A 15,363-nucleotide genomic window follows, 5' to 3' on the forward strand; every position below is an offset into this window, starting at 1 on the left:
ACCGGCAGAATTCGCGCTTGGTACACGGAATCGCCATCAGCGCATCGAGCCGATAACAGATGACCCGCCCAAGGGTGACACTTGCGTCGGCATCAGAGTGCCGGGCCGCGATCAGAGCACCGCTGCAAAGATGAAGACGAAGATCGCCAGCAACGCGGCGATGCCCAAACCGATGCCAAGGCGTCTGTTCGACATCTGCCTGGTTCCGGAGCTGCCGGCGTTGAGCTCCGGACGGTCCTCCAGCCCGGCGTCGCCGGGCCCCGCCGGAACCTCGCCCGTTCTCGAATCCGGGCGAGCCGGCCGTCGGCGCGTGTCCGTATCGTTGTGGTTGCTCTCGGCCATCGTCTTTCCTTCGGAATGTTCTGGGTTCTCATTTCGAACGCACAGCGACTGGCGAATGTTCCGATTCCAGATCAAGACTTCCGCGCGATCCGGTTTTCCAAAGCGGCGCCCGTATCAGACCATTTCGACGAAGGGCACGATCACGAACCACGCGACGTAGAGCAGCGCCAGGCCAACGAGTAGATCGATCCGCTTTTCGGGCGCGCCCACGCCCCGGTAGCGCAGCAATAGCCAGATCAGCCCGGCCGCATGCGGTAGTGCGAAAAGCGACAGGGCCAGTCCTACCGGAACCGGGCTCTGCACCAAAGCCAGCGCCGCCAGCGCGGACAGGGCCAGAAAACCGATGGCCAGGTCGACGCTGCGGACAGTTCCCAGTTGCACGACCAGCGTCTGCTTCCTCGCGTCGCGATCAGCCGTGCGGTCGGGGATCCCGGCCAGCAAAATGGCGGGCAGCACGGCCAGCGCGATCACCAGCGCCAGGAACCACGCCTGCCCGGAAAAGGGACTGCCCCCCTGTACGACATGCCCCAGCAACAGCACCCCCGGCCCATGCGTGACCGCCACATCCAGTTCCCCCAGTCCGCGGTGGGACAGCTTGAGCGGTGGCAATGTATAGCCCAGCGCCAGCACCGCCAGCACCGCCAGGACTATCAGCACGGTCACCGGGGAGGGCGCCATCACAAGCGTCGCCACCGCGCCGAGCGCGCTGACGCCGAGCGCGACCCAGACGCCGCGCCAGAGTTCGCTTGGCGAAAAGCCACCCTCCAGCAGGCTTCGCCCGCCGCCGTTGAAGGGGCTGAAAAAGCGGTTCTGCGCGTCGCTCTCGAAATCCTGGAGGTCATTGGTCAGGACGGTAGCGACCTTCAGCCCCACCATCGCCACCAGACCGAAGACAAAGGCCAGCAGGTCGAGCGTCCCCGCCGCCAGCAACGCCCCCAGCGTGTAGGCGAGCACGCTCATCGGATAGAACTGCGGGCGCACCGCCAGCAGCCACCGCCCCGCTTCGTGCAACCGCCGCCGGATCGGACGCCGGGGTCCGCCGCGCAGCCGCAAGCCCAGACCGCGCGCCTGTGTGACCCAGCCCTCCCGCGTCGCGGCGTCGGTATGGCTGGGCGGCGCGAAGGTCGTGATCCTCACCGTCCTGATCCCGCAGAGGCCGAGTGTGGCACGTGCCATCGCCCTGTGCCCCGGCGCGCCCTGAATCCATCGATAGACGAGCGGGGGCACATCCATCGTGATCAGCAACTCGGCGGTGCGCGGCGCCAGCAAGCCGTAGTAATGGCCATCCTCCTCGCGGAAGGCGAAGCCGGGATAGAGGATGCGGTCCAGAAAGCCCTTCAGCCGCGCCGGCATTGTCCCCCACCAGTTGGGAAAGGCAAAGACCAGGTGCTCGGCCCAGGCGATCAGGCCCCGCGCCTCGGCCAGGTCGGGTTCCAGCGTCTGGGCGGCCGGAGAGTCGGCGATGACATCCGGATCGAACGCCAGTTCGGACAGATAGAGCGTCTTCACGTCACAGCCGGCCTCGCGCGCGCCCTCGGCAAACGCCTCGGCCAGCGCTGTGGTGAGGCTTTCGCGACGCGGATGACCGACGACAACCAGCACGCGACAAGATCCCGGTGAGACAGACAGATCAGGTTTCGGGTCGGGCGCGGCAGTGTTCGACAACGACCGCCGGGGGACCACGGCGTCGAAGTGCCGTGCCTCATTTCCACCTGGCGCCCCCGGGACCGGGGCGTCATTTTCCACAGGCAGGGGGTTGGCCCGGCCCAAATCAGCAAGAACCGTTCGCACCGGCAATCTCTCTGGAACGGCACCTCTTTTCTCGACACCCATGGAAACATTCCTTGAACTGCATCGACAGACAAACGAATCGAAGTCCGGATTGTTCCTCGTCGGAGTCGAGGCGGGGCGGCTCCGCGTACTCTCTCGACCAGCCGACTACCGATCTCCGTCACGAAAGAAATCTGGATCATTGTCGGCTTCCACGTTGCTGCCCGGCAGGAGGAACGGATAGCTGAACCTATCGTTGATTCCGGGTGTAACCTAAGCGGTTCCACAGCGAACCTGCTTATGGATCAACTCGAACAGACGGAGTCTGGCGACAATCATGACAGAGAACCTGAAATCCGGCGAACGCCTTCCTGAAATCACCTTGCCGCTGCTTGGCGGGGACGAATTGCGACTCGGGGTTCCCGTGGACGCCCACGACTGGCAGATGGTCGTGGTCTATCGCGGCAAGCATTGTCCGATCTGCAAGACCTATCTTGCGGAACTCGAGCGCACCGCGCCCGAATTCGCCAAGGCGGGTGTCGGGATCGTCGCCATCTCCAGCGATCCCGAGGATCGCGCCCGAAGCTTCACCGACGAGATCGGCGTTTCGTTCCCGGTCGGGTACGGCCTGACCGTGGATCAGATGCGGAAACTCGGCCTCTATGTCTCGGAGCCGCGCTCCGAGAAGGAGACGGATCGTCCCTTCGCCGAGCCGGGCGTGTTCGTGATCAACGCAGACGGGCGACTTCAGGTCGTGGACATCTCGAACGCACCGTTCGCGCGGCCGGAACTGGCCGGCCTTGCCAAAGGTCTGAAATTCATCCGTGACAACGACTATCCGATCCGCGGGCGCCTGGCGGCCTGAGCCGCCAGCCGTGTCAGTCAGTGGCGCGCCGGGTGGGCAAAGGCTTCCCAGCGCGCCCCACCTGTGTGTACGTGATCGGTCCGGTCCCGGCTCCCGATTTACACGTTGTGACCAGCGAGAGCCGGAGGACGGACTGACCCATGCACGAGGGAGTGACCCATGCAAGAAGTTGATGTCGCCATCATTGGCGCCGGCACGGCCGGCATGGGGGCCTATCGCGCGGCGCGCAAGCATACCGAGCGGCTGGCGCTGATCGAGGGCGGCCCCTACGGCACCACCTGTGCGCGGGTCGGCTGCATGCCGTCGAAACTGCTGATCGCGGCGGCGGACGCGGCAGAAGCGGTGCGCGAGGCTGCGGGTTTCGGCGTCCATGCCGGCCCGCCGCGCATCGACGGGGCCGCGGTCATGGATCGCGTCCGTCGTGAACGCGATCGCTTCGTCGGCTTCGTGATCGAGGCGGTGGAGGGGTTCGACCCCTCCCATCGCTTGAAGGGCAGCGCGCGGTTCGAGGATCCGCACACCCTGCGGCTCGACACCGGCGAGGTCGTGCGCGCCAAGCGCATCGTCGTCGCCACCGGAGCGGTCCCGGTGAAGCCGGATGTGTTCGACGCCGTCGGCGACCGGTTGATCGTCAATGACGACGTCTTCGGCTGGACTGATCTGCCGGGCTCGGTCGCGGTTTTCGGCGGCGGCGTGCTGGGGCTGGAGCTCGCGCAGGCGCTGCACCGGCTGGGCGTGCGCGTGCGGCTCTTCGGCAAGGGTGGCGGCGTGGGTCCGCTGTCCGATCCCGCGGTGCGCGATGCGGCCGCCGCGGCCCTTGGCGCCGATCTACCCTTCGATCCGGATGCCGATGTGCAGGGCATCACGCGCGAGGGCGACACCGTGGTGGTAAGGTTCCGCGAGGGAGACGCCACGCGCGAAGAGCGGTTCGACTGGCTTCTCGCCGCGACCGGTCGGGCGCCGGCGCTCGACGGGCTCGACCTTGCCGCCTCGGGGCTGGCGCTGGACGATCGCGGCGCGCCTGACATCGACCCACTGACCATGCAGGCGGCGGGCAGCCACATCTTCTTCGCCGGCGATGTCGCGGCGCGCATTCCGCTGTTGCACGAAGCCGCCGACGACGGCCGCATCGCGGGCGACAACGCCGGGCGCCATCCCGAGGTGCAGACCCACCGCCGCCGCACGCCTCTGGGCGTCGTGTTCACCGAGCCCAACTTGGCCACAGTGGGCGCGTCCTTCAGCGAGCTCTCCGACGCCGCGTGCGACTTCGCCACCGGCGAGGTGGACTTCGCCGATCAGGGGCGCGCGCGGGTCCTGCGCCGCAATCGCGGCCTGCTGCGTGTCTATGGCGAGCGCGGCACGGGCCGCCTGCTCGGCGCCGAGATGGTCGCGCCGCGGGGCGAGCATCTGGCGCATCTGCTGGCCTGGGCGGTGCAGGCCGGCATGGATGTGGACACGGCGCTGGCGATGCCGTTCTACCACCCGGTGATCGAGGAGGGCCTGCGCACGGCCCTGCGCGACCTGAGCGTCAATCTGGGTCGCGGGATGGAAAATCCGCCGCGCAGCATCGACTGCGGCCCCGGCGCCTGATCCCGGCGACGGCGGGGAGGGGGAATGATGACGAGGCCCGGGATCACGCCCCGCCGATGCGCCGGATGCGCCGCGCGCCTGATGCCACCGAAGCGCCCCCGTGATGTCCCCGCAGGATCGGATCCCATGATGACGAGGCCCGACCGGGTGACCCTCGCCTTTCAGCATGCCGGCGCGCTGTCGGTCGCCGGGGTTTCGGGCATTTCGGCGCGGCGCGCGCACCCTGGCAAGCCGCGCGCCGCGGCCGCGCGGCGGTGCCAGATCCTGCCAGAATCCTACCGCACCGTTCGGAACTGCCATACGCTTGCCATACGCTTGCCATACGTCTGCCATACGCATTCTGGCACCCCGCCAGCGGCTTCCAGGGCGCCCGCCAGGGCCCTGCATCGGGGTACACTCGAAAGACCGAGAACCTGCGCCAGCGGGGAAGCGCGTGCCGTTGAAGACGACGGTGCACGTGCTGCCAAGGCCGGTCTTGTTTTTTTCTTAAGAGGTGGCGATCGTTTGCGCCGCGCGCGTCATCGATCGTGGTCTGTCACCCGGAGCACCAACGGAATCGCTGTAGAGGAGAGACCATGTCCCGATCCGAAAATGACAAGCCGCTGCGTCATTGGTGCGGCGGCCGGCGCGAGGAGGCACAGGACGCCCCGTTTCTGAGCGCCCTCGACGGCGAACGCTGGCGTGCGGGCGATGCCGACAACTGGGATGCGTGCTGGTACACCGGCATGCCGCGCCCGGCCGCCTTCAGCCAGCGGCGCCCGGGGTCATGGGTCAACCACATCCCCGGCAACAACTGCCTGACGATAAAGAGCGCGCTGGCGCGGACCCTGTCGATCGCCCGCGCCCGACAGATCGCCGAGGCCGGCCCCGACAGCGCCACGGCCCGGCGTGTCGACTTCTTTCCCGAAACCTTTCCGCTGCCCGACGCCTATCACAGCCTGCAGGCCGCCGCCGCGTCAGAGCCGGCGCAGCGCTGGATCCTCAAGCCGCGCAATTCTTCCCGCGGCCGCGGTATTTCCATCCTGCCGGACGCCGCGCTGGCGCCCGCCGACAAGGCGTTCATGGTGCAGCGCTATCTGGACCGGCCGCACACCATCCGCGGCCACAAGTACGTGTTGCGGTTCTACGTCGCTTTCACCTCGCTCGAGCCGCTGCGCGTCTATCTCTACGAGGAGGGGTTCGCGAAGCTCGCCTCGCACCCCTATGCGCCCGACGACATCACCGATCTCTTCAGCCATCTGACCAATCCGGACGTGAACGCCACCAACACCGAAAGCGACGCGCCCGTCGTCTTCATCCCGATGCAGAACTATAGCCCCTGGCTGCGCGAGCAGGGCCATGACGATGACGCGCTCTTTGCCCGGGTGCGGGATCTCGTGCGCATCACCACCGTCTCGGCGCGCGAATACATGCGCCGGCGCAGCGCGACGCTGAATGCCGACACACGGCGGTGTTTCGAGCTGATCGGGCTGGACGTCATGGTGGATGCCGACCTGAAGCCGTGGATCCTGGAATGCAATCTCAGCCCCTCGCTCGATGTCTGCGCCGCCCCGCAGGATGGCGGCGCCGCCGAGGCCGAGATCAAGCCCCGCATGGTGCGCGAACTGGTCGACATGATGGGTTTCAACCGCGATGCCCCCGACGACACGAAGGTCGCCGACCCGGCCGAACGCATCGTCGCGGAGACGCGCGAGGAACACGCCCGCGCCGGCGGCTGGCAGCCGATTGCCCCGACGCCCACGCCCGAGGATTACCTGCCGTTCCTGCCCCTGCCGCGCGCGGCGGATATCGTCGCGGCGGACGCCATGGCCGGTCGTGAAGTGCCCCGCCCGGTGCTTGCGCGCCACCGCGTGGAAGAGATCATCGACGACGACACCCTGTGGCTGCATTGCCGGCAGGGCGGCAAGATGTACCGGCTCAACGACACCGCGGCGTGGATCTGGCTTCAGGCCGTGCGCGGCGCCGATCCCGACGCGATCGCGGCGGACCTGGTCAGCCGCAGCGGCCGAACCGATGCCGCCGGCCGATGGGACGTGCGCCGTCTGGTCTGGGACCAGCTGGCCGATTGGGTGGAACTGGCGCTTCTGCGCAAGACCGGACCTGACGGGGTTCCGACCGCACCGGACAGTTTCAGCGCGGACCGGCACCCGTACATCACGCGCGAGGTACCCCCGGCCGCGCCGATTGTCCTGCGCGCGGGCAAGGCCCGCGTCCGCGTCGATCCGGGCGACGGCCTGGCGCTAGCACGGCTGCGTTCGGTCTTCGCCGTTGACGTCGCGGCCGCAGCGGTCGCCACGCCGGAAGCCGGGATCGCGGTCCTGCGCCGGACCGGCGGATATGCGCTGTCCCGTGCCGGCGAGATCGTGGTGCCGCAGACAAGTCTGGCGACGCTCGCTCCCAGGATGTGCGACCAGTTGTTCGACATCGCGCTTGCCGGCGATCCTGCCTTTCCCATCGGTCTGGCCCTGGCCACGCTGTGCTTGCGGGAAGACCCCTCGGGCGGGCGGCGACGGGCCATACTGGTCGCGGGTCAGGACCGCGAGACCTTCATCGACCCGGCGACATATGAACTGGCCGAAGCGCTGGAGGCGGATCTGGGTTGGGGCGCTGCGCTGGCTGCCGGGGGATCCGGGGCGGCATCGGCGCTCGGGCTGCCGGTGGCGATGGCCGAGGGGGCGGGACCGGCGGCCGCTGACCCGGCGAAGCGTTCGCGTCGGGATCTCTGGTCTCCCGGGCTGCGCGGTCATCTGCTCGCACCGGCCGAGGGATTGGCCGGGACCGAAATCGATATCTGCGGGCTGGTCATATCCCGACGCGATGCGGCGGACCCAGATGGGGCGGTCTCGGCAATCGCGGCGCTTGGTGGCCTGGTCGCGGCGCTGCGCCTCCCTCCCGGCGAGGAGATGCCCGACGACCTGGTGAGCGGCCTTCACGAAGGGATCTTGAATCTGCCCCGCTGGACTCTGACCGACACGACAGTCGAGGCGATCACTGCGCGGATTCGCAAATCGGCAGTTTCCGAGACATGCTGATCCGCCTCTGACGGCCACGGGAAAGGCTGGACCTTCCCGGTCCCACCCTCCTCGAAGTCTTGCATCTGGATGCGGAAGCGTTAGTCGGCTGTGTGGTCGGTCATCTGTCGTCCTGTTTCCTGTTTCTGTTTACTGTTGATGCGAGCGCCTCGGGTTCAGGTTCCGCTGGCACGTCCTTGAGAGCGGCGCTCCCAGCGGCCCTGATTGTCGTGCGACGGCCTGCCGACGACGTTCGCGACAGGCGCCCTTGCGCCAGGCCTCTGATCGAGAGCAATCGAACGCAGCGCCTGGCCGGCATCCTGCGGTCGCGGGACCCCATGTCTCCGGGGTCGCTGGAGGGCGGATAAGGTTACTGACAAATCTGTAGAGGCGCGTTTTCAGAATGCCCCGCCAGTTGTTGCAGAGCGTGGCATCAGCGTGAGATCGCGCGAAAAGAATCGCGAGAAATCCGAAATCGGGAATCCCTCGCCGGTGCAGCGCCAACAAGATCAGGGGCCTGGATGGTACCGCCTGCCCGGCTCGAACGGGCGACCCCCAGATCCACAATCTGGTGCTCTAACCAACTGAGCTAAGGCGGCACTGGCTGCGATTTACTCGGCTGACCTCGCGATTGCAAGGGCTCGGTGCTTGAATTTGCGTGGTGGCTGGCGTAACCCTCGGGCCTGTCGAAGCTGGAGGGATGGATGGGTATCGACAAGCAGAGCGACATCGCCGCCAACCTCCAGATCGGGCCGACGACGCTGGGCATGGTGCGCATCTACATCGAGGCCAACGGCATCGAACTGCCACTCGACTTCGATCCCGAGGAGGCCGAGGAGATCGCCGAGGAGTTGCGCGGCGCGGCGCAGGCGGCGCGGGGCATGAAGCCCGGCGCCGGTTCCGGCGGCCCGAACCGGGGCGGCAAGCGCCCGAGGCGGTGATCCAGTCGGTGATCGAGGGAAAGGTGAGAGGCCGGGCACGACCCAGGCGGAACTCGTTGCGGCTGCTTCCTTCCGGACCTGACCGGGTTGGCGAGATACCTGCCCGCGCCGACCTCTCGACGGCCACTTATGCGTTTCGCAGCCCTGATGCAAGCCATCGCGTCAGATTGCGCCCGGCCCGCGATCTGCGATACTGCGCGGCGGGGCCGATCGCCCGCAACCCCCGGTTCTCATGAGCAAACGCGGCTATCATCACGGAAACCTGCGCCAGGCCCTGGTTGACGCCACGCTGGAGCTGATCGCCGAAAAGGGGCCGGCGGGCTTCACCATGTCCGAGGCGGCGAAGCTGGCCGAGGTCTCGGCCGCCGCGCCCTATCGGCATTTCACCGGGCGCGAGGACCTGATCGCCGAGGTGGCGCTGCAGGGCTATGACCTTTTCGCCGATCTTCTGGACTATGCCTGGAACGACGGCCAGCCCTCGGTCCTGCGCGCGTTCGAGGCGGTGGGCCGCGCCTATCTGGCCTTCGCGCGCAAGCATCCGGGCCATTATATCGCGATGTTCGAAAGCGGCCTCGCGCCCAACCAGACCGCCGAACTCGCCGCTGCGGTGGAGCGCGTGAACCGCGTCATGCAGCGCGCCGCCGAGGCGCTGTCGGCCCGTCTGCCGCCTGAAAAGCGTCCGCCCGCGGCGATGTTCTCGGCCCATGTCGCGGCGCTCAGCCACGGCATCGTCGAGCTTTACGCCCGCGGCAAGCCCGGCGCGCGCAGCCCGTTTTCGCCCGACGAATTGCTGGAAACCGGCGTCGGCATCTACCTGCGCGGACTGGGGCTGATCGACGGCGATTGCTGAGCCGGGCAGGGCATCGAAAAAACTTTCGCGCCCTCTTGAATCCGCTCTTGACCTTCCCACCTATGTAAATGTTAATAACATTAACACCCACCGCGACACCAACCGCATCACCAACCGAGGAGACCCTTTCGATGACCGCAGTTGCAACCTGGCCCGGACGGGCCGAATCCTGGCTCGACGATCGTGGCAAGGGCGCATGGATCGCCGCCATGGTGGTCGGCTTCATCGTCTTCTGGCCGATCGGACTGGCGATCCTGGCCTACATGATCTGGGGAAAGCAGATGTTCGGAAAATCCTGCAAGGCCAATCGCGCCAACCGTACCCATCTGGGCGTTCACCGCCCGTCGGGCAATGCCGCGTTCGACTCCTACAAGTCCGAGACGCTCAAGCGCCTCGAGGACGAGCAGGCCGCCTTCGGCGCCTTCCTCGACCGGTTGCGCGAGGCCAAGGACAAGGCCGAGTTCGACGCCTTCATGGACGAGCGCGCCCGCAAGCGCGCCGAAGAGGCCCGCGCCGCGGACGCCGAGGCCTGATCCGCGACCGGATCGAACAGCCCGACCACGACATCAGAGGACCCGGCCGCCCGCGGCCGGGTTTCTTCATGCGAAGGGGGCGACCTTTTCGGCCGGGGTGTTGGCGACGGCCAGCGCCTCGCGCAGGTCGACCGTGCGCCGGAACAGCGCCCGCCCGATCACCACGCCGGCGACGTTGCCGACATATTTCAGCCTGCTGATGTCATCCAGCGTGCGCACCATGCCGCTGGCGATCACCGGCTTTCGGGTCTTCCCGGCGAGCGCCGAGATCAGCGCCAGAACCGCGTCGGTATCGCCGACATAAGCGTCGATATCGGTGATCTGGATGGCGGCCAGCGGCGCCTCCTCGAAGGCGGCGATGAAATCCTCGGGCGTGAAGGACGAGGTCTCGCGCCAGCCGTGGCTCATCACCCGGCCGTTGAAGACGTCGACGGCCAGGATCACCGCATCAGGGTGGAAGCGCGCGGTTTCCAGCACCTCGTCGGGATTGATGACCGCGCTGGTGCCGAAGACGACATGCGCCGCCCCCGCGTCCAGCCAGGCCTCGGCCCGTTCGCGCGTGCGGATGCCGCCGGCTACGACGACGTTGATGGCGGTTTCGCGGATGATGCGCGCCACGATGTCGCGGCTGGAGTCCAGCCCAGCGACCGCGTCGAAATCGATCACCTGCATCCAGCTTGCGCCGGCGGCGGCGAAGCTGGCGGCCTTTACCACCGGGTCGACATGCCAGATCTCGGGTTCTTCCAGACGGCCGCGGTGCAGCGCGACGCAGCGCCCGCCCTGCAACTGGATCGTGGGGTAAAGGATCATGGCGCGCCTCATTCGGACAGAACCGGGGATGAGGCGCAGAATAGGCGCTTTCCGCGCCGGCCCTTCGCCCGCGCCGACGCCCCGTTGCGCGGATGCGACCTGCCGGGCCACGTCGCACCTTGGCGCGGGCGCGGTTTGCGGTCATGGTACCGGGCCGTGAAATCCGCAAGGGGCAGGGCAGGTGATGCGCTGGCAGGATCCGACGGCGGGGCCGGGGCAGACGGTCGGTCTTTTCGGCGGCTCGTTCGACCCGCCGCACGCGGGCCACGCGCATCTGACGCGCGAGGCGCTGAAGCGCCTGTCGCTGGACCGGGTCTGGTGGCTGGTCAGCCCCGCCAACCCGCTCAAGCGGGACAGGCCTGCGCCGGCGGCGGCACGGTTGCAGGCCTGTCGTCAGGTCATCACCCACCCCCGCGTCGCCGTCACCGACATCGAGGCGCGGGTGGGCACGCGCGCCACCGTCGACACGATCGACGCGCTGCGCCGGCGCTATCCGTATCTGCGATTCGTCTGGCTGATGGGCGCCGACAACCTGACCGCGTTCCATCACTGGGACCGCTGGCAGGCGATCATGGCGGCGGTGCCCATCGCGGTGCTGGCCCGTCCCGGCCAGCGGATGCCGGCGCTGACCTCGCGCGCGGCGCGGCAGTACGCGCGCTATCGACTGCCGGCACGCGACGCGGCGCGGCTGGCCTTTCATCCGACCCCGGTCTGGACCTTTCTGGACATGCCGATGCGTGGCGATTCGTCGACCGCGCTGCGTCTGGCGGGGGCATGGCCGTCGGATGCGGGTGCCGGCTGAGAGATCACGCGCGATGGCGAAGGTTTTTCTTGCCTCCGGTCAGGGCATCGTCAATGATCCCGGCATGATACGGGAAAAGACCGGACTGTCCGGTGACAGCAGTCCATTGACCGACCTCTCGCATGACCGACTGAGCCGCCGGCGCCTGCTTGCCGGTCTGGCCGGCGGGTTGGTGATCGGCGCCGCGGGGCCGGTTGCCGCCGTCGCCCCGGAACGCGCCCCGCGCCCGCCGGCGCGCCCGCCGGGGATCCTCGGCCGGGCGGCGGCCAGCCCGCTCCCGATCGAGGCGCTGATCGACGCGGCGCGGCTGGGCGGGCGGACCGGGGTTGCGGTGATCGACATGTCGACCGGCGCGCTGCTGGAGGAGCACGGCGCCGACATCGCCTTGCCACCGGCCTCGGTCAGCAAGGCGCCGACGGCGCTTTACGCGCTCTTCGGCCTGGGTCTGGAGCATCGCTTCACCACGCGCGTGCTGGCCAGCGGCGGGTCGCTTCAGGGCGGGGTGCTGAACGGCGATCTGGTGTTGCAGGGCGGCGGCGACCCGGTGCTGCAGACCGCCGAATTGGCGGTGCTGGCGCAGCGGCTGGTCGATCTGGGCCTGCGCCGGGTCAACGGGCGCTTCCTGGTCGATGATGCCGCCCTGCCGGGCATCCCGTCGATTGCCGCGGACCAGCCGGTGCAGGCGGGCTACAACCCGGCCGTCACCGGGCTGAACCTGAATTTCAACCGCGTGCATTTCCTCTGGGAACAGTCGGGTAACGGGGTGAACCTGTCGATGGACGCGCGTAGCGAGCGTGAGGTGCCGCCGGTCTCGGTGATCGGGATCGAGGCCGTGGCCCGCGCCGGCCCCGTCTATTCCCACGCCAATACCGGCGCGCGCGAGATGTGGACCGTGGCCCGCGCGGCGCTGACCGGCAACGGCTCGCGCTGGTTGCCGGTCCGCCGCCCGGCGCTTTACGCCGGCGACGTGCTGCGCGCCCTGCTGTCCGCGCGGGGCTGCAGCGTGCCGGCTCCGCAGCTGATGCAGGGCGTCGGCGGCGCGATCCTGGTCGAGCATCGCTCGGAGCCGTTGCCGGAACTCATGCGCTCGATGCTGCGCTTTTCCACCAACCTGACGGCCGAGGCGGCAGGACTGGCCGCGACGCGCCGGCGCGACGCGGACGTGCGCACGCTCGATCAGTCGGGGGCCGAGATGGCGCGCTGGATCGCCGCGCGTTACGACGCGCCGGGCATGCGCTTCGTCGATCATTCGGGCCTGAACGTCGAAAGCCGCGTGACCGCGCGGTCGATGGCCCGCTTCCTGCAGTCCGCGGGGCAGGAGGGCATCCTGCCGGACCTGCTGCGCGTCCATCCGATGCGCGACCCGCGCGGGCGCGAGGTTCGCGACCACCCGATTCGCGTGCGCGCCAAGACCGGCACGCTCTTCTTCGCCTCGGGGCTGGGGGGGTATGTGCGCACGCCGGACGGGCGCGACCTGGCCTTCGCCATCTTCAGCGCCGACGTGGAGCGCCGCGCCCGCCTCGGCCCGGGCGAGCGGGAACGCCCGCCGGGCGCGCGCGAATGGACACAACGCGCGCGCGCGCTCCAGCAGGCCCTGATCGAGCGTTGGTCGGGCCTGAACGCCTGACATGGGAAAGGCGCCGATCCCTTCACGGGCAGGCGGCCGGCAGGACCGCCGCCCGTCCGTCCGGGCTGTCTAGGGATGTCCGGCGCGTTGCTGGCGCTGCTGGGGGGTGTCGGGCTTTTCCTCTATGGCATGCACCTGCTGACGCAGGACCTGCGCGTGCTGGTCAGCGGCGGCGCGCGCGACCTCTTGCGGCGCAGCGCCGGGCGGCCGGTGGGCGGCATCCTGGCCGGGGCGGCGGTCACCGCGATCATCCAGTCCTCCAGCGCGACCATGGTCATGACGCTGGGCTTCGTCGGCGCCGGGATCCTCAGCTTCAGCCAGTCGCTGGGCATCGTGCTGGGCGCCAATATCGGCACCACCTTCACCGGCTGGATGGTGATGGCGCTCGGCGTCAAGGTCAGCCTGGGCACGGTTGCTTATCCGGCGCTTTTCGTCGCGGCGCTGGCCGGTGTGCTGGGGTCCGGGCGGGTGGCGCGGCTGGGCGGCGTGGTGGCCGCGCTCTGCCTGATCTTCATCGGGATCGAGCTGATGAAGGAGGGGATGGGCGTCTTCGACGGCCTCCTGCAGCCCGAGGCGCTGCCCACCGACACGCTGCTCGGCCGGGCGCAACTGGTGCTTCTGGGCATCTTCGTCACCGTCGTCACGCAAAGCTCCAGCGCCGGGGTCGCCGCCGCGATCGTGCTTCTGTCCGAAGGGCATCTGAACTTCGCGCAGGCGGCGGCGATGGTCATCGGCATGACCGTCGGCACCACCTTCACCGGCATCCTCGCCAGCCTGGGCGGGACGGTGGCGATGCGGCGCACGGCGCTGGCCAACCTGATCTTCAACCTGACCAAGGGCACCATCGCGCTGTTGGTTCTGGACCTGCTGCTGCGCCCGCTGACCGGCAACCCCTGGGTGGCCGATCCGACGCTGGCGCTGGTCCTCTTTCATACCGGCTTCACCATCGTCGGCGCGCTGCTGTTCCTGCCCTTCGTCGCGCCCTTTGCCCGCCTGATCGAGCGGCTGGTCCCCGACCGCCCCGAAACCCCGGCCGCCCTCCTCGACCCGCGGTTCAAGGCCGACCCGCCGGCGGCGCTGGACCTGGTGCTGGCGCAGGCGCGAAGCCAGTTCGGGCAACTCGCCACCTCGCTCGGCGGGGCGCTGTCGGCGGGCGCGCGCCGGCCCGATCCGGCGTTCGACGCCAGTGCCTTCGCCCGCGACATGGAGGTTCTGATCGCCTACCTGTCGCAGATTTCGCTGCCCGACGGCGACCGCCGCCAGACGGAGCGCTACGGCGAGTTGATGTCAATGGCCGATCATCTGCGCCGGCTGGGGTTCCGGGCGGGGCAGTGCGGGCGGATGACCGTCGCGCTCTACGAGCCGCTGCTGCGCCGTGAAGCGCGCTATCTGGGCGCGATCCTGCGCCGCACCGCCGACGCCCTGCCCGAGGCCGAACCCGGCGACGGCATCGCCCGCGAGGCGCGCGACCGGACGCTCTCGGCACTGCACAAGCGGCTGCATCGCGGTCAGGCGCGGCTCGGACGCCGCGAGGATCGGCTGCGCCGGCGCATCCTGTCGACGCGCGCCGCCCCGCCGCGCCTGTTCGCGGTCACCGATGCCCTGCGCTGGCTGCGCCGGTCCACCGCCCATGCAGAGCGCCTGCTGGCCCATCTGCGCGCCGCCGAGGCGCATGCCGAACGCCGGCCCCCACCGGCAGAGCCTGCCGCGGACGGCGTCGCGGACGGACCCGCCCCGACCGCACCGTGGGCGGCCAGCCCGCATCCGGCCAGCGATTGAGCGCCGCGATGACCCGCGACGGTGGTGAGGGCCGGAACGGCCCGCGATTTCCCCGCGGGGAAATCATGAAGAAACTGTTAATTCCCCGCGGGGAAATCCAGTGCGGGGGGTCCTCGGATTCCGGCGAGAAAACTCACACGTCGGCTACCCATTGCCCCGCGGGGAAGTCGCCCGGCAGGCCCCGTATTTCCCCGCGGGGAGATCATGAAGAGATCATTTATTCCCCGCGGGGAAATCCAGCGCGGAGGGGCCTCGTATCCCGGCGAGAAAACTCACGCGCCGGCCACCCGTTTCCCGGCGGGGAAGTCCCCCGGCTGGCCCAGTATTTCCCCGCGGGGAAAGTAACGGACCGTACATGATTTCCCGCGGGGAGAATCCCATCTGGCGCCCCGCCATTTCCCCGCGGGGAAATGGCGCAGCCTCGCCTCTTGTTGCCCCGCGGG

Annotated in this window: 12 protein-coding genes, 1 tRNA gene and 1 other RNA gene; 9 read left to right on the forward strand and 5 right to left on the reverse strand. The window is 68.8% G+C overall.

Annotated elements, in window-relative coordinates; all coding sequences use genetic code 11:
- Positions 1-111: 111 nt before the first annotated feature.
- Together IM708_RS12235 and IM708_RS12240 are read right to left on the reverse strand one after the other, a co-directional pair.
- Positions 112-342: a hypothetical protein gene (locus tag IM708_RS12235; RefSeq protein ID WP_209426862.1), complete on the reverse strand. Its 231-nt coding sequence runs from the start codon at positions 340-342 to the stop codon at positions 112-114.
- Positions 343-456: 114 nt separating this feature from the next.
- Positions 457-1,944, reverse strand: coding sequence for an NAD(P)H-dependent oxidoreductase (locus tag IM708_RS12240; RefSeq protein WP_209426863.1), 1,488 nt, complete (start codon positions 1,942-1,944; stop codon positions 457-459).
- Positions 1,945-2,449: 505 nt separating this feature from the next.
- Here IM708_RS12240 and IM708_RS12245 point away from each other — a divergent pair.
- The 3 genes from IM708_RS12245 (at position 2,450) to IM708_RS12255 (ending at position 7,599) form a co-directional block, all read left to right on the forward strand.
- Positions 2,450-2,977, forward strand: a complete 528-nt coding sequence (locus tag IM708_RS12245; RefSeq protein WP_209426864.1) for a peroxiredoxin-like family protein — start codon at positions 2,450-2,452, stop codon at positions 2,975-2,977.
- A 159-nt stretch (positions 2,978-3,136) separates the two neighbouring features.
- Positions 3,137-4,567: a dihydrolipoyl dehydrogenase gene (locus IM708_RS12250; RefSeq protein WP_209426865.1), complete on the forward strand. Its 1,431-nt coding sequence runs from the start codon at positions 3,137-3,139 to the stop codon at positions 4,565-4,567.
- Between the two features lie 575 nt (positions 4,568-5,142).
- Positions 5,143-7,599, forward strand: coding sequence for a hypothetical protein (locus tag IM708_RS12255; protein WP_209426866.1), 2,457 nt, complete (start codon positions 5,143-5,145; stop codon positions 7,597-7,599).
- Between the two features lie 501 nt (positions 7,600-8,100).
- Here IM708_RS12255 and IM708_RS12260 read toward each other — a convergent pair.
- Positions 8,101-8,177 (reverse strand) — tRNA-His (locus IM708_RS12260).
- A 105-nt stretch (positions 8,178-8,282) separates the two neighbouring features.
- On the opposite strand from IM708_RS12260, the gene IM708_RS12265 reads away from it, so the two are divergent.
- Positions 8,283-8,519 carry a DUF6324 family protein gene (locus tag IM708_RS12265; RefSeq protein ID WP_209426867.1) on the forward strand — a complete coding sequence of 79 codons (237 nt, stop codon included), beginning with the start codon at positions 8,283-8,285 and terminating at the stop codon, positions 8,517-8,519.
- A gap of 21 nt (positions 8,520-8,540) precedes the next feature.
- Here the strand turns inward: IM708_RS12265 and ffs are convergent.
- Positions 8,541-8,638: signal recognition particle sRNA small type (gene ffs / locus IM708_RS12270), an RNA gene on the reverse strand.
- 113 nt (positions 8,639-8,751) lie between these two features.
- Here ffs and IM708_RS12275 point away from each other — a divergent pair.
- Together IM708_RS12275 and IM708_RS12280 are read left to right on the forward strand one after the other, a co-directional pair.
- Positions 8,752-9,369 (forward strand): TetR/AcrR family transcriptional regulator, encoded by a 618-nt coding sequence (locus tag IM708_RS12275; RefSeq protein ID WP_209426868.1) that lies wholly within the window; start codon positions 8,752-8,754, stop codon positions 9,367-9,369.
- Positions 9,370-9,500: 131 nt separating this feature from the next.
- A complete protein-coding gene (locus tag IM708_RS12280; protein ID WP_209426869.1) occupies positions 9,501-9,902 on the forward strand; it encodes a DUF2852 domain-containing protein in 402 nt (133 codons plus the stop codon).
- Positions 9,903-9,968: 66 nt separating this feature from the next.
- On the opposite strand, the gene IM708_RS12285 is transcribed toward IM708_RS12280, so the two are convergent.
- The gene (locus IM708_RS12285; RefSeq protein WP_209426870.1) at positions 9,969-10,712 is read right to left on the reverse strand and encodes a 1-(5-phosphoribosyl)-5-[(5-phosphoribosylamino)methylideneamino] imidazole-4-carboxamide isomerase; all 744 of its coding nucleotides are present in this window, start codon (positions 10,710-10,712) and stop codon (positions 9,969-9,971) included.
- Positions 10,713-10,896: 184 nt separating this feature from the next.
- On the opposite strand from IM708_RS12285, the gene IM708_RS12290 reads away from it, so the two are divergent.
- From IM708_RS12290 to IM708_RS12300, 3 genes are all read left to right on the forward strand, one after another.
- A complete protein-coding gene (locus tag IM708_RS12290; RefSeq protein WP_209426871.1) occupies positions 10,897-11,514 on the forward strand; it encodes a nicotinate-nucleotide adenylyltransferase in 618 nt (205 codons plus the stop codon).
- Between the two features lie 13 nt (positions 11,515-11,527).
- Positions 11,528-13,141: a D-alanyl-D-alanine carboxypeptidase/D-alanyl-D-alanine-endopeptidase gene (dacB, locus tag IM708_RS12295; RefSeq protein ID WP_209426872.1), complete on the forward strand. Its 1,614-nt coding sequence runs from the start codon at positions 11,528-11,530 to the stop codon at positions 13,139-13,141.
- Positions 13,142-13,216: 75 nt separating this feature from the next.
- Entirely contained in the window at positions 13,217-14,920 is a 1,704-nt protein-coding gene (locus IM708_RS12300; protein WP_209426873.1) for a Na/Pi symporter, read from the forward strand.
- Positions 14,921-15,363 lie beyond the last annotated feature (443 nt).

Source organism: Pararhodobacter sp. SW119, assembly GCF_017811755.1.
Classification (GTDB): Bacteria; Pseudomonadota; Alphaproteobacteria; order Rhodobacterales; family Rhodobacteraceae; genus Pararhodobacter.